Below are 24,397 nucleotides of genomic sequence, written 5' to 3' on the forward strand. Positions count from 1 at the left end.
GTCATGACAACCAGCATCAGCAACGGCGGCGGCACGCGCATTGCGGGACCCGAGGACCATGTCGTCATCGTCGGCGGCGGCTTTTCGGGGACGCTGCTGGCGATCAACCTGATGCGCCACGGCGGCCCGCGCGCGACCCTGATCGAGCGCCGTCCGCGCCAGCTCGCGCGTGGGGTCGCCTACAGCGCCGCGCACCCTAGCCACCTGCTCAACGTGCGCGCCGGCAACATGAGCGCGCTGCCCGACGATCCCGATAACTTCGTCCGCTGGCTCGGCGAGCGAGGGGAGGGGGATCGCACCAGTTTCGTGCCCCGCACCACCTATGGCCGCTACCTGCGCGACATGCTCGACGCAACGCACGCACAGGCCGACGGACGGCTGGTACTGGCGGAAGGCGAAGTCTGCGCGCTCGACTCCGCAGGCCGGATCACGCTGACGATGGCGGATGGCGAGACGGTCGTCGCCGACAGCGCGGTGCTCGCGCTCGGCAATCTGCCGCCGCACACGCCGCCGGGCTTGTCCCCCAATGCGCTGCCGGACCGCGTCTATTGCCCCGATCCGTGGGCGGCGGACCTTGCCGACGGCCTGCGCGACGACGACACTGTGGTGCTGGTCGGCACCGGGCTGACCGCGATCGACGCTGCGCTGCTGCTCGACGCGCGGGGGTTCGGCGGCACCATGCTCGCGTTGTCGCGGCGGGGCCTGGTCCCGCGTCGCCATGTCGACGGCGCATCGGCGACGCGCGGTGTATCGGAAAAGCCGCAAGGGGGGCTCGCCGACCTGATCGTCCACGTCCGCGCCCGCACCGCGGAGATCGGGTGGCGCGCCGCGGTCGACGAACTCCGCCCGGTCACGCAGATGATGTGGGGCGCCGCATCGCACGCCGACCGCGCGCGCTTCCTGCGCCACCTCCGCCCCTATTGGGACGTCCACCGCCACCGTCTGGCGCCCAATGTCGCCGACCGAGTCGATGCGCTGGTCGAATCGGGGCGGCTGCGCTTCGTCGCCGGCAAGCTGGTCGGCGCGGTCGGGCAGGGGGACCACGCCGACCTGACCTGGCGCCCGCGGGGCAGCATCGACCCCGTCGTCACCCGCGCCGCGCGGATCGTCAATTGCACCGGGCCGCAGGGCGATCTGCTGCGCTCCGACGAACCGCTCGTCCGCCATCTGCTCGACAGCGGTGCGATCCGTCCCGATCCGCTCCGCCTGGGCGTCGACGTCGACGCGCAGTCCCGCGCGATCCGCCGCGACGGCAGCGCCGACGAACGCCTCCACTGCATCGGCCCGATGACCCGCGGCGGCCTTTGGGAAGTCGTCGCGGTCCCCGACATCCGCCAGCAGAGCTGGGACCTCGCCCGCCGCCTGTCCAACGCGCAATGGGTCGGCGGCGAAGGGCTGTAAGTTCAGCCCCAAGCAACCGTAACGGATATTCTCCTCACTCCGCACGAAATGCCGACTGGCGCGTTCAGCCTGCTCGGCCCGGTGGTGAAGGACAGCCCTTGTTACGTTTTCTAGTCGCAGAGAGTGAAACCGAGGACGAGCGCAAGACGCGTCGCCGCAGCGTCGGCAAGAGCTCGGGCGAAACCTACGCCGCCACCTTGGCGCAGCTTCGCCCCGATGCCGACATCGCTATCGTCGCCCCCGCCGATGAAGACGCCGACGTGATCGACATCGAAGCGATGCGCGCGTTCGATGCCGTCTTCATCACCGGCTCGCCGCTCCACGTCTATGACGACACTCCGGAGGTGCGCCGGCAACTGGCCTTCATGCGGACGGTATTCGCGTCGGGCACGCAGTCCTTCGGCTCCTGCGCGGGCCTGCAACTCGCGGTCGCGGCGGCGGGAGGAAAGGTGCGCAAAATGCCCGGGCCGATGGAAGCCGGCGTCGCACGCCGCATCACCGCGACCGAGGCGGGGCAGGGCCATCCTCTGCTCGCCGGACGCCCGCCAAGCTGGGACGCACCCGCGATCCACGGCGACGAAGTGGAGGCACTGCCGGCCGACGCGACATTACTCGCGACGAATGGCGTCACCGCGATCCAGGCCGCCGAAATACGCCATGCAGGCGGGATTTTCTGGGGAGTGCAATATCATCCCGAGCTCGCGCCCGGAGAAATCGCCGCAGCGCTTCGCCGCCAGGCTAGCGACATCGTCGCGGCGGGGCTTGCCGAAACGACGGACGACGTCGAATGCCGAGCCGCTCAACTCGACATCCTGCAGCACGAACCCGATCGTCTTTCGGCGATGTGGTCGCTTGGGGTCGATCGCGAATTTGCCACCGAGGCAAACCGGCGTCTGGAACTGACAAATTTCCTCAACCATCTTGTCGAGGACAACGACGATCGGTGAAAAGACAGGTCCGGCCCGCCGTAGCGAACCGGACCCAATCCGTTACATGGACGAGAGCATCTCGATGTGATGCTGCACGACCGGAGCGATCCCGGCCGCGACCTGCTTCAGTGCCGGCGCCGTGCCGGACGAGGCATAGCCCTGGTGCAGCGCCAGCGCCTGCTGATGCGCCGTCTTCTGCTGCGTGATGTACAGCGTGTCGCGCGTCGTACCCTTCGCAGCCTTCAGCGCCGCGATATTCTTGCGACCCATCGCGTCGAGCATCGGCGGCTTGGGGGTCAGCTTCGACTGCATCGCAGCGGCCTTGACGTCCGCGGTGCTCTTAGTGTGATCGCTGACCATCATCGTCGCGAACTGCTTCAGTGCGGTGTTCGTGGTCGTTGCCATGACCAGCTTGCTCGACTGGATTTCATACTGATCGCCGGCACCGGCCTTCATGACATAGGTGGCGGGGGTCGGTGCTGCCTGTGCTGCTGCCAAGGTCGGCACGGCAATCAGGGCGGCGGCAAGTAAAACTCGGTTCATACATCTCTCCTACGCTTCGTTCTGCGTGAAGCGATAAGGTATCGGATGCGTCTAGAGTTCCATCGCGCAGGCCTTGAGTTGCGTGATCTTCGCTAAATCTAAACGAAAAAGGCACAACACAGATCAATACTGTGGTCGTAACGAACAGCGATGTATCGCAGCGAACCGGCGCGAGCACGTCGTATAGGCCCCAAACCAGACAGCCTAGCTTACATTTCAACCCTTCGAAATCTCAGCCTAACATATTGAATATACATGCATCCCGACGCCCTTCAGGGACGTAGCTTCGTTACAGGAGGATCGCATGATCGAAACACTGCGTACCGATACCTTCGTCGCAGTCGCCGACGAGGGATATGTACTGGTCGACGGGTCCAGATGCGCCGTCACACTGGCCCCCAAAGACGCCCTGTTCCTCGCGGAACAGTTGATTGCCGCTGCCACCGATGCAATGGGGCAGCGCGCGACGGCGGAAATGCGGCGGACCATGAAGCCGACCTGAGCGGCAGTTCAGCCCACACCGGGCGAGACTAGCTCGGCTGTGCTTCGCTTTCGTCCTCCGCCGAACCGCCTACGGTCGGCGCCAGCACGTCTGGATCGACGACCCGCCCGTCCTCGACGCCGGCATCCGTAGTAGCGCCCTCTAGCGCAGCCTCCATGAACGCGATCTGCTCGTCGGCCACGCCCGATCCCGTCGGCTGGTTTGCCAGATCGGCGAAACTCTGCGGCTCGGGCTGAACGTTGGGATCGTCGGACATCGGTCTCTCCTTCATGGTCCCGCTCAACGCATCAGCGCGATACTCAGTGCCAAATCGGAAAACACGCGCACAGCACGTATTCGCCGAAGAAAGATGTAAACGAAGCTGCAGCAACTGCAGAAAATATGGTCGGGAAGAGAGGATTCGAACCTCCGGCCCCTGCCTCCCGAAGACAGTGCTCTACCAGGCTGAGCTACTCCCCGACGGAGTCCGGAGGGGCGCTGAAGCGGCCGTCCGTGCTTGGAGGCGCGGCTATAGCCACAGCTTTGCCCCCACGCAAGCCGTCAGTTCGACGGCGCCAGCTTGGTGTTGAGCACCCAGCCGACATTGTCGTTCTCGTCCGCGACTTCCCACCACAGGCCGGCCTTGGTGCCGGTAGGATAGACGATCGCGCCGACCGGCAGCGTGCGCAGGATCTTGGCCGTTGCGACGCCACTCGCGCGCATCGCGACCGGGCCTTGTGCGGTATACGTCTTGGTTGGAGCGGCCTCCGCCGTGCCCGCGCTGCCCGGTGTCACCAGGCCCAGCCCCGTCACCAGCTTGGTGTAGGCCTGGATAAAGCTCAGCGTTACGATCCGGCCGATGTCGGTGTTGTCGTAGCCGCCGCCGATCGCGCCGCCGACCGCGAAGAACCCGCCCGCCCCGAAGGCGAGGTTGTTCTTGGCCGCATAGCCTTCCTCGACCGCCAGCGTCTCGGTGGTGCGGACGTTGGTCAGCGAGAGGACGGTGTTCGCCTCCATCTTCTTGCTCTTGATGCCGCCGAGCAGCCCGCCGACGCGACCGCCCAGCAAGCCACCGACCGCACCCGCCGCACCGCTGCCGCTGACGTTGCTGTTGGCACCCTGGATCTCGGCGACCAGCACATAGTCCGCGGCCTTGATCTGGCCCTGTCCGACGTTCGAGCGGCGCTGCAGCCCGAGGCCTTCTCCGATCGCGCGCTCGCGGCTGGCAGCATTCAGGCCGGTGCCGCGATCGACCAGGTTGAAGCAGCCCGACCGCTGGACCAGCGCCCGCAGCACCTTGGACGGCGGCGCGAGGCTGTTCTGCGTCCACGCATAGGGATCGTCGCCATCGGCGATCGACAGCGTGCCGAGTTTGCGCGTGCAACGCGGCACGTCGTTGGCAGCCTGCACCTGCATCTGCTGGCCTTTCGACGCGCGCGCCTGCGCATCGGCGGCGGCCGGCAGCAACAGCGTGGCGGCGAGCGTGATGGTTGCGATTCGAATCATGAAAAATCCCCCCGGAAGAATTGATCGATGTTTATCGGCGGTTTTTGACGGGGGGAAGTCGTCACGCGACGTCGCGCTTTGGCATATGCGCCGCGCGATGCTAACGGCTCCGGGACCTCCTTTTCGCAAAGAACGATAACCAGTGACCACGCCGCTCGACCGCATCCGCAATTTCTCGATCATCGCGCATATCGACCACGGCAAGTCGACGCTTGCCGATCGCCTCATCCAGCAGACCGGAGGGCTGACCGAGCGCGAGATGTCCGAGCAGGTGCTCGACAACATGGACATCGAGAAGGAGCGCGGCATCACCATCAAGGCGCAGACCGTGCGCCTTGCCTACAAGGCGAAGGACGGGCTCGACTACGTCCTCAACCTGATGGACACGCCGGGCCATGTCGACTTCGCCTATGAAGTCAGCCGCAGCCTTGCCGCGTGCGAAGGCGCGCTGCTGGTGGTCGACGCCGCGCAGGGCGTGGAAGCGCAGACGCTCGCCAACGTCTATCAGTCGATCGAGCACGACCACGAGATCGTGCCGGTGATCAACAAGATCGACCTGCCCGCCGCCGAGCCCGAGAAGGTGCGGAAAGAGATCGAAGACGTCATCGGCATCGACGCGTCGGAGGCTGTGCTGGCATCGGCCAAGTCGGGGATCGGCATCGCCGAGATCCTCGAGGCGATCGTCACCAAGATCCCGCCACCCAAGGGCGACCCCGAGGCGCCTCTGAAGGCGATGCTGGTCGACAGCTGGTACGACCCGTATCTCGGCGTCGTCATCCTCGTCCGCGTGATCGACGGCGTCCTGAAGAAGGGCCAGCAGATCAAGTTCATGCAGACCGGGACGATGCACCTGGTCGACCGCGTCGGCTGCTTCCGGCCCAAGATCGAGCAGCTGACCGAGCTCGGCACCGGCGAAATGGGCTTCATCACCGCGCAGATCAAAGAGGTCGCGCAGACCCGCGTCGGCGATACCATCACCGACGCCAAGCGGCCTGCGCTGGAGGCATTGCCGGGCTTCAAGGAAGTCCAGCCGGTCGTATTCTGCGGGATGTTCCCGGTCGATGCCGCGGAGTTCGAGAAGCTGCGCGAATCGATCTCGAAGCTGCGGCTCAACGATGCGAGCTTCTCGTTCGAGATGGAAACCTCGGCGGCACTCGGCTTCGGCTTCCGCTGCGGCTTCCTAGGGCTGTTGCATCTGGAGATCATCCAGGAGCGTCTCACCCGCGAGTATGATCTGGACCTGATTACCACCGCGCCTTCCGTCGTATACGAGATCGAGCTGAGCCACCCCGATCCGGCCGGCACGACGCATATCGAGCTGCACAACCCCGCCGACATGCCCGAGCCCAACAAGATCGCGACGATCAGCGAGCCGTGGATCGAGGCGACGATCTACGTCCCCGACGAATATCTCGGGTCGGTGCTGAAGCTGTGCCAGGATCGCCGCGGCATCCAGAAGAACCTGACCTATGTCGGTGGACGCGCGCAGGCGACCTACGAGCTGCCGCTGAACGAAGTGGTGTTCGACTTCTACGATCGGCTGAAGTCGATGTCGAAGGGCTATGCGAGCTTCGACTATCACCAGATCGGCTACCGTGAAGGTGACCTCGTCAAGATGGGTATCCTCGTCAACGAGGAGCCGGTCGACGCGCTGAGCATGATCGTCCACCGCGGCACCGCCGAAGTCCGCGGCCGCGGCATGGTCGAACGCCTCAAGGAACTGATCCCGCGCCACCTGTTCAAGATCCCGATCCAGGCGGCGATCGGCGGCAAGGTGATCGCGCGCGAGACGATCAGCGCGATGCGCAAGGACGTCACCGCGAAATGCTATGGCGGCGACGCCACCCGCAAGAAGAAGCTGTTGGAAAAGCAGAAGAAGGGCAAGCTGAAGATGCGCGAGTACGGCAGCGTAAGCATCCCCCAGGAAGCCTTCATCGCCGCGCTCCGCATGGGCGACGACAGCTAAAACCACTTAAAATCCTACCCCGCCAGGGGGAGGTGGCACGCGTAGCGTGACGGAGGGGGAGGGCAACGACATGTCCGTTCCGTGTCCTCCCCCTCCGTCGCCTTCGGCGCCACCTCCCCCTGGCGGGGGAGGATGAGCGCCCGTCATCCCGGGCTCGTCCCGGGATCCAGGGTTGCAGGCGTCGACGCCCGGGGCCCTGGATCCCAGCCTTCGCCGGGATGACGAACCGTTTCGCTAGCCGTAACGACGTGACGCATTTGTCAGGAGCGGCGCGGGCGTTCAGGATGGTAACGCCAGCCCAAATCGCACACGCGGAGCTCCATGTCACAACGTCCCGTCTTCTTCGATGCCAGCGGTCGCCGGCGCCGGCGTTTCGCACTCGCGGTCGCCGCCTTCCTGGCGCTGCTCGTCCTTGCGGTGGTGGTGTTCGCGGTCTCGATCGGCGTCGTGCCGGCCGCGCCGCTGTTGCCGATCGAGCCCGAGCACGCCGCGCTCCACCGGCTGCCGCCGCCGCGTGGCGGGATCATCGGCCGCACCCGTCGCGACATCGACTATTACGCCAAGCGGCTGTTCGGCGTCCCCGCGCGGCCGGGGCATCCCCGCGTGGGCAATCCGGCGCTCGCGATCGCCTTTCACGCGCCGTGGGACCAGTCGAGCACCGCCAGCCTCGCCCGCCATGTCGAACAGCTCGACTGGCTGATCCCGGGCTGGATCTCGGTCACCGGCGCCGATCACCACATCACCGTGTTCCGTGACCAGGCTGGCCGCGACATCCTCAACAAGGCGGTGCACCGCCCGGTGATCCTGCCAATGGTGCAGAACGCGGTGAACGGCGACTGGGACGGCGCCGGCAGCGCCGCGATGTTCGCCGATCCGAAGACGCGCGGTGCCTTCCTCGACCGGCTCGTGCCGTTCCTCGCGGTCAACCATGCCGGCGGCGCGTTCTTCGACTTCGAGGACCTGCCGGTCAGCGCGCAGCCCAATTACCGCGCGTTCCTCGCCGAGGCCAAGGCGCGGTTCGCGCCGCGCGGCTGGGTGGTCGCGATCGCGGCGCCGGTCGCCAATCCCGACTGGAACCTGCCGGCTTATGCCGCGGTGACCGACAAGATCTTCCTGATGGCGTATGACGAGCACGAGACCAGCGGGCCGCCCGGACCGATCGCGTCGCAGCGCTGGTTCGCGCGCACCGTCGCCGACGCCGCACGCGGGATCCCGCCGGCCAAGCTGGTCGTCGCGATCGGCTCCTACGCCTATGACTGGCACGACAAGGGCGGCGACGCGCTCGACATCGAGGAAGCGTGGCAGAACGCCGCCGATTCGGGCACCGTCCCGACCTTCGACAAGGAGAGCGGCAACAGCAGCTTCGCTTATTCGGAAGGCAATAGCCGCCACCAGGTCTGGATGCTCGATGCAGCCTCGGCCTACAACCAGATCGCGTTCCTGCAAAAGGCAGGGCTCGGCAGCGTCGCGCTGTGGCGGCTCGGGTCGGAGGATCCGGGGCTCTGGTCGATCTTCGGCCGCGACCACCGCACCCTGCCGGTGCCCGATTCGATCGATCAGATGCCGGCGGGCACCAATGTCGATATCGAGGGATCGGGCGAAATCCTGAAGATCGCCGCGACCCCGGTGACCGGCATCCGCGACGCGGTACCGGCAAAGGACGGCACGATCGCCGACGTCCGGTTCCTGCGGATGCCGTCCCCGTACGTCGTCGACCGCACCGGCTATCGCCCGAAGCAGCTGGCGCTGACGTTCGACGACGGCCCCGATGCGGAATGGACCCCGCAGATCCTCGACATCCTCAAGCGCGAACATGCGCCGGCGACGTTCTTCGTGATCGGCGAGAACGCGCTGACGCAGCGGTCGCTGCTGGTGCGGATGGTCGCGGAGGGGCATGAGATCGGCAGCCACACCTATACCCACCCCAATCTCGCCACGGTCTCGCCGCGCCAGGTCAAGTTCGAGCTGAACACCACGCAGCGGCTGTTCCAGGCGTTCACCGGGCGATCGCTCCGGCTGTTCCGCGCACCGTATTTCGGCGATGCCGAGCCGAGTACCGCGGACGAAATCGTCCCGGCCCTGCAGGCGCAGCAGCGCGGCTATATCTCGGTCGGTCTCCACGTCGATCCCGACGACTGGAAGCGGCCTGGCGTCCAGGAAATCGTCGATCGCACCATCGACGAGGTCCAGGCCGGCAACCCCGAACGCAGCGGCAACGTCATCCTGCTCCACGACGCCGGCGGCAACCGCGCGCAGACCGTCGCCGCGCTGCCGATCATCATCGAGCGCCTGCGTGCGCTGGGCTACAGCTTCGTGCCGGTCTCGACGCTCGCCGGCCTGTCGCGTGACGCCGCGATGCCGGTGATCTCGTCCAGCGACCGCGTTGCCGCAATGGCCGATCTCGCGCTGTTCAGCACGCTCGGCGGGCTCGTTGTGGCGCTACGCTGGATCTTCGGCATCGCGATCACGATCGGCATCCTCCGCGCGCTGGCGCTGTCCGCGCTCGCGCTGATCCAGGCGCGCCGCGAGCTCAAGACGGTGTTTCCGCCGATCGATCCGGATCGTTTCGTTACCGTCATGATCCCGGCGTTCAACGAGGAGCGCGTCATCGTCCGCGCGGTCCACGGCGTGCTCGCCTCGACCGACGTCCGGATCGAGGTCGTGGTGATCGACGACGGCTCCAGCGACGGCACCAGCCGCGTCGTCACCGAAGCGTTCGCGAACGATCCCCGCGTCCGCCTGCTGACGCTGCAGAACGGCGGCAAGGCGCGCGCGCTCAACCGCGGTCTCGAAGAGGCGAAGGGCGAGATCGTCATCGCGCTCGACGCCGATACGCAGTTCGAACCGACCACGATCGCGCGCCTCGCCCGCTGGTTCGACGATCCGACGCTCGGCGCCGTCGCTGGCAACGCCAAGGTCGGCAACCGCGTCAACATCATCACCAAATGGCAGGCGCTCGAATACATCACCGCGCAGAATCTCGAACGCCGCGCGCTCGCCCGCCTGAACGCGATGACCGTCGTTCCCGGCGCGGTCGGGGCGTGGCGGCTGTCCGCGATCCGGGGCGTCGGCGGCTATCCCGACGATACGCTGGCCGAGGACCAGGACCTGACCATCGCGATCCAGCGCGCCGGCTGGGCGGTCAAGTACGACCAGTTCGCGATCGCCTGGACCGAAGCACCCGAGACGATGCGCGCGCTCGCGAAACAGCGCTTCCGCTGGGCGTACGGCACGCTGCAATGCCTGTACAAGCATCGCTCGGCGATCTTCGGCTCGCACCCGCGCGGGCTCGGCTGGGTCGGGTTGCCGCAGGCGATCCTGTTCCAGATCGTGCTCGCGTCGATCTCGCCGATCATCGATCTCGCGCTGCTCGTCAGCTTCCTCTTCACCTATCTCGCGGTGCGCGCGCATGGCTGGGAACAGACTAGCCACGACGTCTATACGATGCTCGGCTACTGGCTCGTCTTCACCGCGATCGACCTGCTCGCCGCAACCATCGCCTTCGCATTGGAACGCAAGGAGCGGTGGCGTCTGCTTTGGCTGCTGATCCCGCAGCGGATCGGCTATCGCCAGGTGATGTATTATGTGGTGCTGAAGGCGATCGCCCAGGCACTGCGTGGTCCGCTGGTAGGCTGGGGCAAGCTGGCGCGGACGGGCAGGGTGACGGCGGCTTGAGAAAGCGCTGTCCTACAGCCGCGCGTTTCGCCAGCCTCGGATCATGCGATCCTCAACCAAGATCACCACCCCGGCGAAGGCCGGGGCCCAGTTGGCAAGGTCGTTGTAACGGAGTGCGGCGTCGGTCACGCCTGTCCCCCAACTGGGCCCCGGCCTCCGCCGGGGTGGCAACCACTATCTGAATCTACCCCCTTTGGTGTGACTTTTGAGACTTTCCACCGACGCCGCTAGCCTTCCGCGCCCGGTCTATATACCGCGGGATATCGTCCGCCAGATCGAGGTCCTCGATGAAATCTCTCCCGTACGCGCTGATCCTGTCCCTGATCCTCTCGACCGCCGCGACCGCGCAGCAGGCGCCGCTGGTCCTCGCCGCCGCGTCATTGCAGGAATCGATGACCGCCGCCGCCGATGCGTGGGCGAAACAGGGCCATCCCAAGCCGACCATCTCGTTCGCCGCGTCGTCCGCGCTCGCCCGCCAGGTCGCCGCCGGGGCGCCCGCCGACCTGTTCGTGTCCGCGGACGAGGACTGGATGAACGACCTCGCGCAGAAGAACCTGATCGTCGCGAGCACCCGCGTCACGTTCCTCGGCAACCGCCTCGTCGTCGCAGCCCCCGCGGGCAGCAAGGTCCGCATCCCGGTACGCCCACCCGCCGCGCTCGCGCGCGTGCTGGGCGCCGGCCCGCTAGCGATGGCCGACACCCCGGTGCCCGCGGGCAAATACGGCCAGCAGGCACTCGAGAAGCTCGGCGTCTGGGCGCAGGTCTCGCCGAAGGTGGTTCGCGCCGAAAACGTCCGCGCGACGCTGGCGCTGGTCGAACGCGGTGCGGCACCGCTCGGCATCGTCTACGCCACCGATGCCAAGGCCTCGGCAAAGGTCCGCATCGCCGGGGTGTTCCCCGAAAGCTCGCATCCGCCGATCACCTATCCGGTCGCGCGACTGAAGACCTCGACCAACCCGCAGGCCGAGGCGTTCCGCCGCTTCCTCATCTCGCGCGCGGGCAAGGCGATCTTCGTCCGCTACGGGTTCAGCGCGCGCTGACGTGCTGACCCCCGCCGAATGGGCGATCGTCGCGCTGTCGCTGAAGGTCGGCGGGGTGGCGATGGCGGTGACGCTGCCGGTCGCGTTCGCGCTCGCCTGGCTGCTCGCGCGCGTGGCGTTTCCGGGCAAGATCCTGGTCGACGCGGTGATCCACCTGCCGCTGGTGGTCCCGCCGGTCGTGACCGGCTGGGTGCTGCTGCTCGCGTTTGCGCCCGCCGGTCCGATCGGTGCGTGGCTGCAGGACTGGTTCGGCGTCTCGGTGCTGTTCCGCTGGACCGGCGCCGCGATCGCGGCGGGCGTCATGGCGCTGCCGCTGATGGTCCGCGCGATCCGGCTGTCGATCGAGGCGGTCGACCGGCGCCTCGAACAGGCGGCGCGCACGCTCGGCGCCGGCCGTGCGCGCGTGTTCCGCACGATCACGCTGCCGCTCAGCCTGCCCGGCGTGCTCGCGGGCGCGGTGCTCGGCTTCGCGCGCTCGATCGGCGAGTTCGGCGCGACCATCACCTTCGTCTCGAACGTTCCGGGCGAGACCCAGACACTGCCGCTCGCGATCTATTCGGCGCTGCAACAGCCCGGCGGCGACGCGATGGTCTGGCGGCTGTCGGCGATCTCCGTCGCGCTGTCACTTGCCGCGCTGGTGACGTCCGAATGGCTGGCACGGCGCGCGGGAAGGGGGCTCCATGTCCTTTGACATCGACGTCCGCAAACGCTTCGGCGACGCGCAGGTCGCGCTGACCGCACAGGTCGGGCAGGGCGCGACGGTGTTGTTCGGGCCCTCGGGCGTCGGCAAGACCAGCGTCCTCAACATGGTCGCCGGGCTGCTCCGCCCCGATGCCGGCCACATCGCGGTCGACGGCGAGACGCTGTTCGGCGACGGCGTCGACGTGCCCCCCGAACGCCGCCGCGCCGGCTATGTGTTCCAGGCCGCCCGGCTGTTCCCGCATCTGCGGGTCCGCGCCAACCTGCTCTACGGCGCCCCCGACACCAGCGTCGCCATCGACCGGATCGAGTTCCTCGGCATCGGCCACCTCCTCGATCGCTGGCCGCGCTCGCTCTCGGGCGGCGAGGCACAGCGCGTCGCGATCGGTCGCGCCCTGCTCAGCGACCCGCGCTTCCTGCTGCTCGACGAGCCGCTCTCCTCGCTGGACCGCCCCCGCCGCGACGAAGTGATGCGCGCGATCGAGCACGTCCGCGACGTCCTGAAGCTGGCGATCCTGATGGTCACCCACGACCCCGAGGAAGCCGAACGCATCGGCACGCAGATCGTCCGGATGTAATCCCTCCCTCCCTCATCCAGACGAACCTCCGTCATCCTGACGAAAGTCAGGACCCAGGGTCACGGACCCCGCGCTCGGTTACCCTGGATCCCGGGACAAGCCCGGGATGACGATTAGGTAAGCTCGAACGCCTGCTTCTCCCCGTCCACCGAACTCGTCGCGACCCAAAGGTCGAACATCCCCGGCTCGACCACCCAGTCGCCATCCCCCCAGAACCGCAGATCGTCGCGGACCAGCGCAAACCGCACCGGCTTCGATTCCCCCGCCTTCAACGACACCCGCGCAAATCCCTTCAACTCGCGCACCGGCCGGGTCCGGCTCGCGACCCGGTCGTGGATATACAGCTGCACCACCTCGTCGCCGCTCCGTGCCCCGGTGTTCGTGACCATCGCCGAAACCTCGATCCGATCGGTCATTCGAGCCGGCACCGACACCGCCGATACCTTGAACCGCGTGTAGCTCAGCCCATGCCCGAACGGGTACAGTGCCTCGTTCTTCGTCTCACGATACCGAGACTTGTACTCCTGCGAACCGGTCTCGGGCGCCGGCCGGCCGGTCGATTTGTGGTTGTAGAAATACGGCTCCTGTCCACTCTCGTTCGGGAAACTCACCGACAGCTTTGCCGACGGATTGACGTCACCGAACAGTATGTCCGTGATCGCATGACCGCTCTGCGACCCTAGGAACCACGTCGCCAGGATCGCCGGCGCTGCCTTCACCGCACCGTGCAACGCCAGCGCGCGGCCATGCCGCAACAGCACGACCACCGGCTTGCCGGTCGCGGCGACCGCCTCGGCCAGCGCCATCTGCGCCTCCGGCACGACGATGTCGGTCCGCGCCTGCGCCTCGCCCGACATCAGCTGCGACTCGCCGATCGCGAGCAGCACGACATCGGCACCCTGCGCCGCAGAGACCGCAGCGGCGATCCCGCCCGGCAGCGGCGCCTCGATCCCCGATCCCGCCACCGCGGTCACGCTCAGCCCCCGCGCGCGCAGCCCCTGCGCGATCGACACGTTGAGCGTCTCGTCCGCCATGAACGCCCAGGTCCCGACGACGTTCTTGCGATCCTCGCCGAACGGCCCGATCAGCGCGATCCGTCCCGGGTTCGTCTTCAGCGGCAACAGCCCGCCCTCGTTCTTCAGCAGCACGATCGACCGCGCCCCAGCTTCGCGGCTGAGCTTCAGCATCGCCGGCGTCGACACGCTGATCTTCTCGGCGCTCCGGCTGACCGATCGATAGGGGTTGGCGAACAGCCCGATCGCCTCCTTCAGCTGCAGCACGCGACGCACCGCCTCGTCCAGCCGCGCCATCGGCACCTCGCCCTTCGCGACCAGGTCGGGCAGCCACCGATTGAACAGGTTGGACTGCATCGCCATGTCCATCCCCGCCATGAACGCCTTCTTCGCGGCGTCGCGGCCATCGCTGGCATAGCCGTGCGCGATCAGTTCCTCGTCGGCGGTATAGTCGCCGACGACCATCCCCTTGAACCGCCACTGGCCCCGCAGCAGGTCGGTCATCAGCCAGTGATTACCGCTCGAAGGGACCCCGTCGATATCGTTGAACGCGCTCATCAACGTTGCGACACCGGCATCCACGCACGCCTTGAACGGCGCCAGATGCACCTCGTTCAGCGTCGCCGGCGAAATCTCGGTGAAGTTGTAATCCTGCCCGCCCGACACCGCACCATAGGCGGCGAAATGCTTGGCACAGGCGGCGACGCGGGTCGGATCGCGCAGGTCGTCGCCCTGAAACCCGCGCACCCGCGCCTTGGCCAGTTGCGTGCCGAGATACGGGTCCTCGCCCGATCCTTCGGCAACCCGTCCCCAGCGCTGGTCGCGCGCGACGTCGACCATCGGCGCAAAGGTCCAGTGGATGCCGAGCGCGGTACTTTCCAGCGCCGCCGCCCGCGAGGTCCGCATCGCTAGGTCGGGATCGAACGCGCACGCCTCCGCGATCGGCAGGGGGTAGGCGGTGCGCAATCCGTGGATCACGTCGCCCGCAAAGATCAGCGGAATCTTCAGCCGGGTCGCCATCGCGGCGTCCTGCGCGGCCTTGGCACCGGCATAGCCGACGCCGTTGAACAGCATCCCGATCGCGCCGGTCCTGATCCGCGCCAGCTGATCGGTCGCGCCGCCGTTCGCCAGTCCGGGGTTAAACGGCACCCCGATCGGCCGGATCTGGTCCGAGAAACAGCTGAGCTGTCCGGCCTTCTCGGCCGGCGTCATCCGCGCGATCAGTGTTTCGATCCGGTCGCTACCGGCGATCGCGCTACCGCCCAGCGACAGACCGGCGATGGTCGCACCCGCCTTGAGCACCGTACGACGATCTGGATGTGACATGACCTGCTCCCGTTTTCACGGGAGTTTTACCGCTGCGACGCGACCCGCGGCAAGCGGGGTCGCATCGCAATCGGCGAACGCCCTATTCCAGGTCGCCCTCGTCGATCGTGATCAGCGTCGCATTCGGCTTGGCAGCCGCGACTTCGGCGCAGATGTCGACGATCTCGTCGCTGAACCGCTCGAACAGCTCGAGCGCGTCGTCCTCGGGCTCGTCGCCGCTCAGTTCCTTCAACACGGCGTACTTGACCGCGAAATCCCGGTCCTCGCCGTCGATCTCACCGGTGAATTCGACCTGCTTCTGGCGGTCGTTGTCGGTCAGGCTGGCAAGGTCGATATCGAGACGGCTGGACATGAAGTTACTCCTGGAATGCGAATGAGCGCCTCCTGCCCGCGAGCCGACGGTCGCGCAAGCGCCGATCGGACGGGATCCGTAAAGGATTTCATTGCATCGGAGCGTTTGGTGGGCCCGGCAGGAATCGAACCCGCAACCTAGCCGTTATGAGCGGCCAGCTCTAACCGTTGAGCTACAGGCCCCACCGGATCCTGCGTTAGCGCAGCATCTCACAAAGAAAAAGCCAAAGAAAAAGGGCGCCCCCGCGAAGGAGCGCCCTTTCATCATGCAAATCGTACCGGGTGCGTGCACCCAGCGCGAATTACTGCATGTTGTCTGCCTTGGCATCAGCCTGGTCACGGACGTTGTCCGCAGCAGCGTTGACGTTGTCTGCAACGTTCTCGAGAACGTCCGAAGCAGCAGCGTTGGTGGTGTTGTCGGCCATCGCGTCGATGTTGTCGGCCTGCATTTCCATGTTGTCCGCCAGCATGTCCGCGTTGTTCTCAACAGCGGCAGCTTCAGGCGACTTGTTGCAGGCTGCGACGGACATCAGGCCGGCGGCAGCAGCGATCAGAACGATCTTCTTCATTCGAATGCTCCCAAGCATAGTTCAATTCGCGGCCGACCCGATTGCCGTCGCGAAGCGCCGCAAATAGCGTACGGGTCCCCCCGGTCAATCCGCTAAATTCACCGGACGGCAACCTTTGCGACGGTTCGAAGACAGTATCGATCCCTCGTCTGGTCAGTTTTTCGGGGCGATCGGTCCGATTTCCTCCGGTGCATCGGCGACCGTGGCGAGCATCGCGGTCCACGCCGCGACGTTCTGACGCAGCTGCACGGGGTCGATCCGGTCGAGCGTATCCTCCGGCGTATGGTGCCAGTCGAAATAGCGCTGGCCCGACTGGTTCAGGTCGATACCGGCCACTCCGGTCGCGATGATCGGCCCTACGTCGGTGCCGCCATGCGGTGCATCGGCACCGCGGATGATGCCCAGCGGCGACAGCGCGACCGCAAGGCGATCGGCGATCGGCTTGGCGGCGTCGGGCAGGCTGCTCTCGAAGCGCCAGACGTTATCGGCGCCGAAGTCGGATTCGGCCGCGGTGGCATGGCGTTCACCGGCATGCGCCTTGGCATAGGCTGCGCCGCCGAAGCCGCCGCTTTCCTCGTCGCCGAACCAGACCACGCGGATCGTCCGCCGCATCGTGCCCGGCGCGTCCATCACGATCTTGGCCGCAGCGGCGGTGATCGCGACGCCCGCGCCGTCGTCGATCGCGCCGGTGCCGAGATCCCAGCTGTCGAGATGCCCGCCGACCAGCACGATGCCCGCCTTGGGATCGCTGCCTGGAACTTCGGCGACGACGTTGCCCGAGTCGCGCGTACCGACCTGCCGGTCGTCGAGCACCAGCTTCAGCGTCACCGACTTGCCGAGCTTGACCAGACGCTCGACCTGCTCGGCATCCGCGACTGACAGCGCACCGGCCGGGATCGGCGTCACGCCGGGCTCGAAATTGGTGTTGCCCGCGTGCGGCCCGCGGCCATGGTCGGTGCCGATCGACCGGATCACGATCGCCGCCGCACCCTTCTTGGCGGCGAGGTTGGGGCCGACGAAGCGCGCGGTGCCCTGGCTGCCATAGCTCGACCCGTCCTGGGTGGGCTGCATCGCGTTCGAGACGAAGGCGATCTTGCCCTTCAGGCTGTCGTCGGCTGCGAGCGCGAGGTCGTTGTAGGTCGGGAAATAGACGATCGGCAGCGTCAGTCCGCCCGCCGGCGTCGCCCCCGAATTGCCGAGCCCGACGACGTGCAGTGTCTGCGCATAGGGCGCGACCAAGGCCGCGCTCTCGGTCCCGCGCGACCAGACCGGCAGCTGGTATGGCTCGATCCGGACGTTCTTGAACCCCATCGCCTTCAACCTGGCCACCGCCCAGGCCCGCGCCCGCGGCGCCGCTTCGGTCCCGGTCATCCGCGGACCGACCTCGGTCGTCAGCCCCTCGACGATCGCATAGGCGGTGTCGTCGGTCAGCGCCTTGTCGCGGAGCGCCGCGACCTTGGCATCGCCGGCGGTCGGCGGTGCGGCGGTGCGCTGCGCCGCTAGGGGAACGGCGGTGATCGCGGCACAGGCCGCCAGAAATGGTGCGATACGCGTCATCGGCTATTCCCCTTGGTGATGCGCCACCGTTAGGTCCGAGCGCGCGCGTTGCCAACCTTGGCGCCTGCGCTTACATGCGCAGACCAATCCCGCACTCACGAACACCCGAACGGAGACCCCCGTGGCCGGCCAATACGCCTATGTCATGAAGGACATGACGAAGACCTTCCCCGGCGCGCCCAAGCCGGTGCTGTCGAACATCAACCTGCAATTCTATCACGGCGCCAAGATCGGCATCGTCGGCCCCAACGGCGCGGGCAAGTCGACGCTGATCAAGATCATGGCCGGCATCGACAAGGATTATACCGGCGAGGCATGGCCGGGCGAGAACGTCTCCGTCGGCTATCTCGAGCAGGAGCCGCAGCTCGATGCCTCGAAGACCGTGCTGGAGAACGTCAAGGACGGCGCGCGCGACGTCGCCGACATGGTCGACCGCTTCAACGCGATCTCCGCCGAGATGGGCGATCCCCAGGACGACACCGACTTCGACGCGCTGCTCGAGGAAATGGGGACGCTCCAGGAGAAGATCGACGCGGTCGACGGCTGGACGCTCGACAACCAGCTCGAGGTCGCGATGGAAGCGCTGCGCTGCCCGCCGGGCGACTGGGCTGTCGACAAGCTGTCGGGTGGTGAGAAGCGCCGCGTCGCGCTGACCCGCCTCCTGATCCAGAAGCCGGGGATCCTGCTGCTCGACGAGCCTACCAACCATCTCGACGCCGAAAGCGTCCAGTGGCTGGAGAACCATCTGAAGGATTATGCGGGCGCGGTGCTGATGATCACCCATGACCGCTATTTCCTCGACAACGTCGTCGGCTGGGTGCTCGAACTCGATCGCGGCAAGTATTTCCCGTACGAGGGCAATTACTCGACCTATCTCGAGAAGAAGGCCAAGCGCCTCGAGCAGGAGGATCGCGAGGAATCCGGTCGTCAGACCGCGATCAAGAACGAGCTCGAATGGATCCGCCAGGGCGCCAAGGCGCGCCAGACCAAGTCCAAGGCGCGTATCGCCAACTTCGAACGCCTCGTCTCCGCACAGGAGAACCGCTCGCCGGGCAAGGCGCAGATCGTCATCCAGGTGCCCGAGCGTCTCGGCGGCAAGGTGATCGAACTCGAGAATGTCTCGAAAGCTTACGGCGACAAGCTGCTGTTCGACAATCTCAGCTTCACGCTGCCCGCAGGCGGCATCGTCGGCGTCATCGGTCCCAACGGCGCCGGCAAATCGACTTTGTTCAAGCTGATCACCGGGCAGGAGACACCGGACAGCGGCACGATCGACAAGGGTTCGACCGTGCGGTTGGGCTATGTCGACCAGAGCCGCGATCATCTCGACGACAAGAAGAACGTCTGGGAAGAGATTTCCGACGGCCTCGATTCGATGAAGGTCAACGGGTTCGACCAGTCGACTCGCGCCTATGTCGGGGCGTTCAACTTCAAGGGCCAGGACCAGCAGAAGAACGTCGGCAAGCTTTCGGGCGGCGAGCGCAACCGCGTCAACATCGCCAAGATGTTGAAGCGCGGCGGCAACGTGCTTCTGCTCGACGAGCCCACCAACGATCTCGATGTCGAGACCCTGGGCGCGCTCGAGGAAGCCATCGAGAATTTCGCGGGTTGCGCGGTGGTGATCAGCCACGACCGCTTCTTCCTTGATCGTCTCGCCACGCACATCCTGGCGTTCGAGGGCAACAGCCATGTCGAATGGTTCGAGGGCAACTTCGAATCCTACGAAGAGGACAAGCGCCGCCGTCTGGGCGATGCGGCGGATCGTCCGACCGCACTGTCCTACAAGAAACTGACGCGGTGACGCGTACGGCCTCCGGCTTCGGCGACACGCTGTCGCAGTGGCTGGAGGCCGAAGGGATCGTCGCAACCGATGCGCACGATCTCGGCGATGTCGCGCGTGTCCGCAGGCTGTTGATCGAAGCGGCGCGCGCGGGGCGGGCGGTCAGCTATACCGAACTGTTGAACGCGCTAGGCCACCGCTTCACGCGGCCGAGGATGCGCGCGGTATGTCGCACGCTCGACGCGATCGATCGCGATGCGACGGCGACCGGCGAACCGCCGCTTGCGGTGCTAGTAGTGCGCGAGAGTGACCGGCTACCGGGGCAGGGCTGGTGGGTCGGGCGCGACGCACCGGCCTGGACCGGTCCCGAAGCCCGCGCCTATGTCGACGTCAGGCAGCGTACAGCATTTGAATACTGGAACGAACGCGCCGTTAGAGAGCGCTCGTCTCGATCGTCAGATCGGCGATAGTCGCAGCAGCGATTGGTGCACCGAACGCGATCGCAAGACGCCGCGCGTACCCGTTCTCGCTCGGTTCCCACATCTGGTGAAGGACCCGCCCGTTCACATCGGCGACCCAATATTCCGGAATTCCGGCGGTGGCATACAGCCGCAGCTTTCTGCCCATGTCGTCGGCAAGCGTGGTGTCCGACACTTCGACGATCAACCTTACGGAATAAAGCGGTATCGCCTTCGGTCCACGGGGTTCGCTGGTCAGCGTGATGTCTGGATCAGGCATGCTGGTCTCGCTCAGATCGAGACTGAACTCCAAGACCGGACGCAACGGCAATCCCAACGCGCGCACCTGCAGTAGCAATTGGTCATAGAGTTCGAGCTTGACCATGCCATGAGGACGGAACTGCGGAGGCATGACGATCACTTCTCCGTCGATCAACTCCGTGCGCTGGTCGCCGAACGCGCCCGCCTCCGCCAGTAACTCGTAATCCTCGACACGCAGCTTGTACTTGCCGGGCGAAAGGCGTTCCTGGACCGTCATAGTGCGAGCCTAGTCTTCGCCGTCGACTACCGCAACCGCTTGACGAACACCCGACCTTCGCGCGTTTCGGCCTGGAAGTTCGGGATCTTTTCGATCAGGTCCGACAACTGGGCGTAGCCGTAATTGCGGGTGTCGAAGCTCGAACGGTTACCGGCCAGCGTCCCCATCGCCGACAGGCTGACATAGCCGCGCTCGTCGCGCTTGCTGGCGCCGTACGCATCGATCAGCAGCTTGATCACGTCCGCGCCGATCTCCTGCTTCGGCTTCGCCCGCGGCACCGCGGCCTTGGGGGCGGGCAGGCCTCCCGTAATCGACGGCGGCAAGGGCAGGGGCACCGGCTCCGAGGTGTCGTTGAGCGCGCCGACGTCGATGAACCGCGTACACGCCTGGCGAAAGCCCTCGGGCGTGCGGCTGGTGCCGAAGCCATAGACCGGCACGCCGTCCTGGCGGATACGGGTCGCCAGCGGCATGAAGTCGCTGTCCGACGACATGATCCCGAAGCCGTCGATGCGCCCCCTGAACAACAGGTCCATCGCATCGATCGTCATCTTCATGTCGGTCGCGTTCTTGCCTTTGGTGAGGTCGAACTGCTGCTGCGGCTCGATGCCGTGCATGATCGACATGTCGCGCCACGCCTTCAGCGCGGGCTTCGACCAGTTGCCATAGACCCGGCGGACGTTGACCGTGCCGAGTTCGGCAAGGACGGTCAGCACCGGGTCCAGGGTTGAGGCGGACGCGTTGTCGGCGTCGATCAGCAGGGCGACGTTGCGGGTTTGGGTGTCGAGCATACCCGCAGGATTAGCCGCGCCGGGTCCGCGCGTCCACGCTCCATGCGCCGCCGCCAGCAGCGGCCAGATACAGGAAGACGAAGCAGTACAGCACCGCTGCCTCGCCGCCATTGGCGATCGGGAAGGGGCCTTGCGGCGCATGCGCGAGGAAATACGCGACCGCCGACATGCCCGAGAGGATGAAGGCGACCGGGCGCGTGAAGAGACCGATGATCAACAACCCGCCACCGACGACCTCCAGCGCGCCTGCCACCATCAGCATCGGCGTCAGCGCCATCGGGAACGGCGGTACGCCGAAGAACTTGGAGATGCCGTGGCTGAAGAAGACCAGCGCAACGACGATACGCATCACGCTCAACAGGCGTGCGCTCCAAGTGGCGGGTATGGGCATGATGGTCTCCGGGGTTTCGTTACGCTGCCGGAAAGTCCCACGTGCGACCCAACCGGTCAATGCGACGACGCGAAACGGTTCGATTACGGATAACCGATCGCCATCACCTCGTATTCGCGTTCGCCGGCGGGCAGATCGACGCGCCGGACGTCGCCGATCGTGGCACCACGCAGCGCGCGGGCGAACGGCGAGTTCCACCCGATCCGCCCCGCGCTCGCATCGGTCTCGTCATCACCGACCAGCGTCAGCACGCGCACGGCGTCGTCTTCGTCGGCTACCGTCACGCAGGCGCCGAACCAGACGCGCGAGCGATCGTCCTGCGCGGCCGGATCGATGACCTTGGCCGCCTTCATCCGCTTCGACAGCCAGCCGAGCCGCCGATCGATCTCGCGCAAGCGCTTGCGGCCATAGATATAGTCGCCGTTCTCGGAGCGGTCGCCGTTACCGGCCGCCCACGAGATCACCTCGACCAGCGCGGGGCGTTCGGTCGACAGCAACTGCTCGTATTCGGTGCGCAACGTCGCATAGCCGGCAGGCGTGATGTAGTTCGGGCGATCCATAAGAGGCTCTTAGCCCACTCCATCCATCCACCAAATAACCTGCTCCGTCACCCCAGCGAAGGCTGGGGTCTCACGTTACTAAACGCGCGCTTGCGGCACGAGACCCCAGCCTTCGCTGGGGTGACGGAGCGGGCCGGAGTGACGAACAGGCCGACGTGACGGGCGGATCCGGGGCGACGGGCGGGGGCTCAGCCCGGCCGGTTCTTCCCCAGATACCACGACAACCGCGCCGCCCCCCGGCTGGTCGACCGCGGCGGGTTGAGCAGGTCGTACACCACCGCATTCTCCAGCACGCGCTGGACGTAATTGCGCGTCTCCTGGAACGGGATCGCCTCGATCCAGTCGACCATGTCGACCGCGCCGGTCCGCGGATCGCCGTTCGCGCGCAGCCATTTGTTCACGTTGCCGCCGCCGGCATTGTACGCCGCCACCGCCAGCGGATAGCTGCCGTAATTGGCGTAGACCCGCTGGAAGTAACTCGACCCCAGCATGATCGACAGGTTCGGATCGGTGGTCAGCGACGCCTGCGAATAGGCTAGCCCAAGCTTGCCCGACTGTTCGCGCGCGGTGCCCGGCATCAGCTGCATCAGCCCGCGCGCGCCGGCATGGCTCACCGCCGCGCGATCGAACTGGCTCTCCTGCCGCGAGATCGCGTGGATGATCGTCCAATTGCTCTCATAACCCGCGGGGACCGGCACGGTCGGGAAGCCGACCGCCGAATACTCGCTGAGCCCGTTGGTCATCGCGCTGCGCCCGACCATCACGCCCAGGTCGGGTCGGCCGATCGTCCGCGACAATTCGTCGGCAAGCCGGTGGTCGGTGTCGGTGGTCGCATCCGCCGCGATCTGGCGGACGAACGCGGTCTGGTCCTGCCAGTCGCCGATCATGCCGAGGAACTTCACCGCGCGCACCGTCTCGCGCGCGTCGAACGCGGCGCGGACCGCGGGGGCGATTGGGACCGCCGGGATCGGCGGCGGCGCGACCAGCGGCTGGCCGGTCCGCTCGATCGCCAACTGGCCATAGAACTGGTCGCGATAGCCCGCGGCCTGCCCGTAATAAGCCGCGGCCTGCGGTTGCAGCGCCGCTGCCTCGGCTGCGCGGCCCGCCCAGTAATAGCCCTTGGCACGTACTGTCGGCGACTTCGATCCGCGCGCATAGCGGTCGAACAGCGTCATCGCGTCCGCCGGCCGCCGCAACTGCCTGAACGCCGCCTGGCCGCCGAGCCAGGCTAGGTTGGTGTATTCGTCGCGCTCGGCATAGGATTTGGCCGATATGTCGGCGCCGGCGGGGTAGGCGTCGTCGATCTGCCGCGCGATGTCATAGGCGGTCTGCCACTGCGAATCCGCCGCCGCGCCGCGCGCGTTGGTGGCAAGCACCTCATACCATTCGCCGGCATTGGCCGGGCGCGTCGTCAGCGACCGCGGTCGCGCCAGCCACGCTCGCGCACTCGGGCTCGCGCCGGAATTGCGCAACCAGATCGCGCGATCGGCGACATAGCCGGCATCGTTGCGGTACAGTTCCTGCGTCGACGCCGACAGGTCCGAGGCGTTCGGCGCGTTGGTGCGGAACGCCAGCCGCGCTGCGAACACAGGACGGCGGCTCGGGCTCACATAAGCCAGCTGGCGTTGCGCCGCGCCGGTCTGCCCCGCCCACAGCAGCGCATCCATCCGCGCATCCTGGTCGTCGGTCGTCAGCGCGCCCGGGAAACCGGCGATCACCGCAGCCTCGTCGGACGGGCTCAACCCTGCAGATCGCCATGCGGTGCGTGCGGCCGCATAGGCCTGCTCACGCGCGCCGGTCGCCATCAGGGCACGAGCGAACGCCAGGTTGCCCGACGCAGTGGTCGGCGGATAGCGCCGGAAGAACGCGGCCACGCTGCCCGGTGCGGCGTTCCCCGCCTGCTTTTCCGCGGCACGCCGGTTCGCCGCCGCGTTCGGCCAGCCCGGATGTGCCATCAGGAAGCCGGCATAGCTGTCGAACGGCAGCGCATCGGTCTGCTGCAGCGCGCGCCACTGCGCGATCGTCGCGGCGATCGCGCCATCGGCGGTGTTGGGGTTCACCGCGACCGGCTGTGGCCCCATGTTCGCCATCTGCGTGCGATAGCGGTCGAGGTCGTCCTGCCCGACCCCCGATGCCGCTACGGTACCGGCCGCGAGGGCCAGGAGGATGCTCGTTTTCAACGCAAATGCTACCATGTGGACATCATACGCCTTCAACCCGTATCTGTCCTGAACGAAATCCCAAAAAC

The 24,397-nt window shown here is 66.6% G+C and carries 22 protein-coding genes and 2 tRNA genes; 10 read left to right on the top strand and 14 right to left on the bottom strand.

The genetic code is table 11. The annotated features are described in order from the left end of the window. The first annotated feature begins 3 nt into the window (after positions 1 to 3). Both SJY20_RS06705 and SJY20_RS06710 read left to right on the top strand, forming a co-directional pair. Entirely contained in the window at positions 4 to 1,401 is a 1,398-nt protein-coding gene (locus SJY20_RS06705; RefSeq protein WP_380785853.1) for an FAD/NAD(P)-binding protein, read from the top strand. 98 nt (positions 1,402 to 1,499) lie between these two features. Next, entirely contained in the window at positions 1,500 to 2,348 is an 849-nt protein-coding gene (locus tag SJY20_RS06710; RefSeq protein ID WP_380788599.1) for a type 1 glutamine amidotransferase, read from the top strand. Between the two features lie 42 nt (positions 2,349 to 2,390). Here SJY20_RS06710 and SJY20_RS06715 read toward each other — a convergent pair whose 3' ends face one another. Further along, entirely contained in the window at positions 2,391 to 2,873 is a 483-nt protein-coding gene (locus tag SJY20_RS06715) for a DUF4142 domain-containing protein (RefSeq protein ID WP_380785855.1), read from the bottom strand. A gap of 304 nt (positions 2,874 to 3,177) precedes the next feature. Between SJY20_RS06715 and SJY20_RS06720 the strand changes: the two genes are divergently transcribed. Next, positions 3,178 to 3,375, top strand: coding sequence for a hypothetical protein (locus SJY20_RS06720; protein ID WP_380785856.1), 198 nt, complete (start codon positions 3,178 to 3,180; stop codon positions 3,373 to 3,375). A 28-nt stretch (positions 3,376 to 3,403) separates the two neighbouring features. On the opposite strand, the gene SJY20_RS06725 is transcribed toward SJY20_RS06720, so the two are convergent. The 3 genes from SJY20_RS06725 to SJY20_RS06735 form a co-directional block, all read right to left on the bottom strand. Further along, positions 3,404 to 3,631 carry a hypothetical protein gene (locus tag SJY20_RS06725; protein ID WP_380785858.1) on the bottom strand — a complete coding sequence of 76 codons (228 nt, stop codon included), beginning with the start codon at positions 3,629 to 3,631 and terminating at the stop codon, positions 3,404 to 3,406. Positions 3,632 to 3,757: 126 nt separating this feature from the next. Further along, a tRNA-Pro gene (locus SJY20_RS06730) sits at positions 3,758 to 3,834 on the bottom strand. An 81-nt stretch (positions 3,835 to 3,915) separates the two neighbouring features. Further along, the gene (locus tag SJY20_RS06735) at positions 3,916 to 4,770 is read right to left on the bottom strand and encodes a CsgG/HfaB family protein (protein WP_380788601.1); all 855 of its coding nucleotides are present in this window, start codon (positions 4,768 to 4,770) and stop codon (positions 3,916 to 3,918) included. 232 nt (positions 4,771 to 5,002) lie between these two features. Between SJY20_RS06735 and lepA the strand changes: the two genes are divergently transcribed. The 5 genes from lepA to SJY20_RS06760 all read left to right on the top strand — a co-directional run bounded on the left by lepA (position 5,003) and on the right by SJY20_RS06760 (position 12,818). Next, on the top strand, positions 5,003 to 6,826 hold the full coding sequence (gene lepA / locus SJY20_RS06740; RefSeq protein ID WP_380785859.1) for a translation elongation factor 4: 1,824 nt from the start codon (positions 5,003 to 5,005) through the stop codon (positions 6,824 to 6,826). 321 nt (positions 6,827 to 7,147) lie between these two features. After that, a complete protein-coding gene (locus tag SJY20_RS06745; protein ID WP_380785861.1) occupies positions 7,148 to 10,501 on the top strand; it encodes a polysaccharide deacetylase family protein in 3,354 nt (1,117 codons plus the stop codon). Between the two features lie 287 nt (positions 10,502 to 10,788). Beyond that, on the top strand, positions 10,789 to 11,541 hold the full coding sequence (gene modA, locus SJY20_RS06750) for a molybdate ABC transporter substrate-binding protein (protein ID WP_380785862.1): 753 nt from the start codon (positions 10,789 to 10,791) through the stop codon (positions 11,539 to 11,541). A 1-nt stretch (position 11,542) separates the two neighbouring features. Beyond that, positions 11,543 to 12,232 (top strand): molybdate ABC transporter permease subunit, encoded by a 690-nt coding sequence (modB, locus tag SJY20_RS06755; RefSeq protein WP_380785863.1) that lies wholly within the window; start codon positions 11,543 to 11,545, stop codon positions 12,230 to 12,232. Further along, complete coding sequence (locus SJY20_RS06760; protein WP_380785864.1) at positions 12,222 to 12,818, top strand: ATP-binding cassette domain-containing protein; 597 nt, start codon at positions 12,222 to 12,224, stop codon at positions 12,816 to 12,818. The genes modB and SJY20_RS06760 overlap by 11 nt, the downstream gene beginning before the upstream one ends. Before the next feature lie 113 nt (positions 12,819 to 12,931). Here SJY20_RS06760 and SJY20_RS06765 read toward each other — a convergent pair whose 3' ends face one another. From SJY20_RS06765 to SJY20_RS06785, 5 genes are all read right to left on the bottom strand, one after another. Further along, positions 12,932 to 15,157 (bottom strand): glycoside hydrolase family 3 N-terminal domain-containing protein, encoded by a 2,226-nt coding sequence (locus SJY20_RS06765; protein ID WP_380785865.1) that lies wholly within the window; start codon positions 15,155 to 15,157, stop codon positions 12,932 to 12,934. 82 nt (positions 15,158 to 15,239) lie between these two features. Next, on the bottom strand, positions 15,240 to 15,509 hold the full coding sequence (locus SJY20_RS06770) for a DUF1488 family protein (RefSeq protein ID WP_380785866.1): 270 nt from the start codon (positions 15,507 to 15,509) through the stop codon (positions 15,240 to 15,242). A gap of 106 nt (positions 15,510 to 15,615) precedes the next feature. Continuing rightward, positions 15,616 to 15,691: transfer RNA gene (locus tag SJY20_RS06775), tRNA-Ile, on the bottom strand. Positions 15,692 to 15,810: 119 nt separating this feature from the next. Continuing rightward, positions 15,811 to 16,077, bottom strand: coding sequence for a hypothetical protein (locus SJY20_RS06780; RefSeq protein WP_380785867.1), 267 nt, complete (start codon positions 16,075 to 16,077; stop codon positions 15,811 to 15,813). 153 nt (positions 16,078 to 16,230) lie between these two features. Continuing rightward, positions 16,231 to 17,634, bottom strand: a complete 1,404-nt coding sequence (locus tag SJY20_RS06785; RefSeq protein ID WP_380785869.1) for a M20/M25/M40 family metallo-hydrolase — start codon at positions 17,632 to 17,634, stop codon at positions 16,231 to 16,233. A 121-nt stretch (positions 17,635 to 17,755) separates the two neighbouring features. Here SJY20_RS06785 and ettA point away from each other — a divergent pair, with 121 nt between their 5' ends. Both ettA and SJY20_RS06795 read left to right on the top strand, forming a co-directional pair. After that, on the top strand, positions 17,756 to 19,435 hold the full coding sequence (ettA, locus tag SJY20_RS06790; protein WP_380785870.1) for an energy-dependent translational throttle protein EttA: 1,680 nt from the start codon (positions 17,756 to 17,758) through the stop codon (positions 19,433 to 19,435). Beyond that, on the top strand, positions 19,432 to 19,884 hold the full coding sequence (locus tag SJY20_RS06795; protein ID WP_380785871.1) for a ribose-phosphate pyrophosphokinase: 453 nt from the start codon (positions 19,432 to 19,434) through the stop codon (positions 19,882 to 19,884). Before ettA ends, SJY20_RS06795 begins: the two co-directional genes overlap by 4 nt. Here the strand turns inward: SJY20_RS06795 and SJY20_RS06800 are convergent. The 5 genes from SJY20_RS06800 to SJY20_RS06820 all read right to left on the bottom strand — a co-directional run bounded on the left by SJY20_RS06800 (position 19,847) and on the right by SJY20_RS06820 (position 24,344). Further along, complete coding sequence (locus tag SJY20_RS06800) at positions 19,847 to 20,410, bottom strand: Uma2 family endonuclease (RefSeq protein WP_380785872.1); 564 nt, start codon at positions 20,408 to 20,410, stop codon at positions 19,847 to 19,849. The two genes, SJY20_RS06795 and SJY20_RS06800, sit on opposite strands and share 38 nt — an antisense overlap. A 26-nt stretch (positions 20,411 to 20,436) precedes the next feature. Beyond that, the gene (locus SJY20_RS06805; RefSeq protein WP_380785873.1) at positions 20,437 to 21,198 is read right to left on the bottom strand and encodes an NYN domain-containing protein; all 762 of its coding nucleotides are present in this window, start codon (positions 21,196 to 21,198) and stop codon (positions 20,437 to 20,439) included. A 10-nt stretch (positions 21,199 to 21,208) separates the two neighbouring features. Continuing rightward, positions 21,209 to 21,589 (bottom strand): DoxX family protein, encoded by a 381-nt coding sequence (locus SJY20_RS06810; RefSeq protein WP_380785876.1) that lies wholly within the window; start codon positions 21,587 to 21,589, stop codon positions 21,209 to 21,211. Positions 21,590 to 21,672: 83 nt separating this feature from the next. Next, entirely contained in the window at positions 21,673 to 22,149 is a 477-nt protein-coding gene (greB, locus tag SJY20_RS06815) for a transcription elongation factor GreB (RefSeq protein ID WP_380785878.1), read from the bottom strand. 188 nt (positions 22,150 to 22,337) lie between these two features. Next, positions 22,338 to 24,344, bottom strand: a complete 2,007-nt coding sequence (locus SJY20_RS06820; RefSeq protein WP_380785880.1) for a lytic transglycosylase domain-containing protein — start codon at positions 24,342 to 24,344, stop codon at positions 22,338 to 22,340. Positions 24,345 to 24,397: the final 53 nt, after the last annotated feature.

Source organism: Sphingomonas sp. R86521 (genome assembly GCF_042466235.1).
GTDB lineage: Bacteria > Pseudomonadota > Alphaproteobacteria > Sphingomonadales > Sphingomonadaceae > Sphingomonas.

Excerpts from the sequence above, each read along its gene's own strand:
- SJY20_RS06735 (WP_380788601.1), bottom strand. The coding sequence starts at position 4,770 with ATGCAGGTGCAGGCTGCCAACGACGTGCCGCGTTGCACGCGCAAACTC.
- SJY20_RS06715 (WP_380785855.1), bottom strand. The coding sequence starts at position 2,873 with ATGAACCGAGTTTTACTTGCCGCCGCCCTGATTGCCGTGCCGACCTTG.
- SJY20_RS06780 (WP_380785867.1), bottom strand. The coding sequence starts at position 16,077 with ATGAAGAAGATCGTTCTGATCGCTGCTGCCGCCGGCCTGATGTCCGTC.
- SJY20_RS06820 (WP_380785880.1), bottom strand. The coding sequence starts at position 24,344 with ATGGTAGCATTTGCGTTGAAAACGAGCATCCTCCTGGCCCTCGCGGCC.
- SJY20_RS06720 (WP_380785856.1), top strand. The coding sequence starts at position 3,178 with ATGATCGAAACACTGCGTACCGATACCTTCGTCGCAGTCGCCGACGAG.
- SJY20_RS06800 (WP_380785872.1), bottom strand. The coding sequence starts at position 20,410 with ATGACGGTCCAGGAACGCCTTTCGCCCGGCAAGTACAAGCTGCGTGTC.
- SJY20_RS06770 (WP_380785866.1), bottom strand. The coding sequence starts at position 15,509 with ATGTCCAGCCGTCTCGATATCGACCTTGCCAGCCTGACCGACAACGAC.
- SJY20_RS06810 (WP_380785876.1), bottom strand. The coding sequence starts at position 21,589 with ATGCCCATACCCGCCACTTGGAGCGCACGCCTGTTGAGCGTGATGCGT.
- SJY20_RS06745 (WP_380785861.1), top strand. The coding sequence starts at position 7,148 with ATGTCACAACGTCCCGTCTTCTTCGATGCCAGCGGTCGCCGGCGCCGG.
- SJY20_RS06705 (WP_380785853.1), top strand. The coding sequence starts at position 4 with ATGACAACCAGCATCAGCAACGGCGGCGGCACGCGCATTGCGGGACCC.
- modA (WP_380785862.1), top strand. The coding sequence starts at position 10,789 with ATGAAATCTCTCCCGTACGCGCTGATCCTGTCCCTGATCCTCTCGACC.
- SJY20_RS06760 (WP_380785864.1), top strand. The coding sequence starts at position 12,222 with ATGTCCTTTGACATCGACGTCCGCAAACGCTTCGGCGACGCGCAGGTC.
- SJY20_RS06785 (WP_380785869.1), bottom strand. The coding sequence starts at position 17,634 with ATGACGCGTATCGCACCATTTCTGGCGGCCTGTGCCGCGATCACCGCC.
- greB (WP_380785878.1), bottom strand. The coding sequence starts at position 22,149 with ATGGATCGCCCGAACTACATCACGCCTGCCGGCTATGCGACGTTGCGC.
- SJY20_RS06805 (WP_380785873.1), bottom strand. The coding sequence starts at position 21,198 with ATGCTCGACACCCAAACCCGCAACGTCGCCCTGCTGATCGACGCCGAC.
- SJY20_RS06725 (WP_380785858.1), bottom strand. The coding sequence starts at position 3,631 with ATGTCCGACGATCCCAACGTTCAGCCCGAGCCGCAGAGTTTCGCCGAT.
- SJY20_RS06765 (WP_380785865.1), bottom strand. The coding sequence starts at position 15,157 with ATGTCACATCCAGATCGTCGTACGGTGCTCAAGGCGGGTGCGACCATC.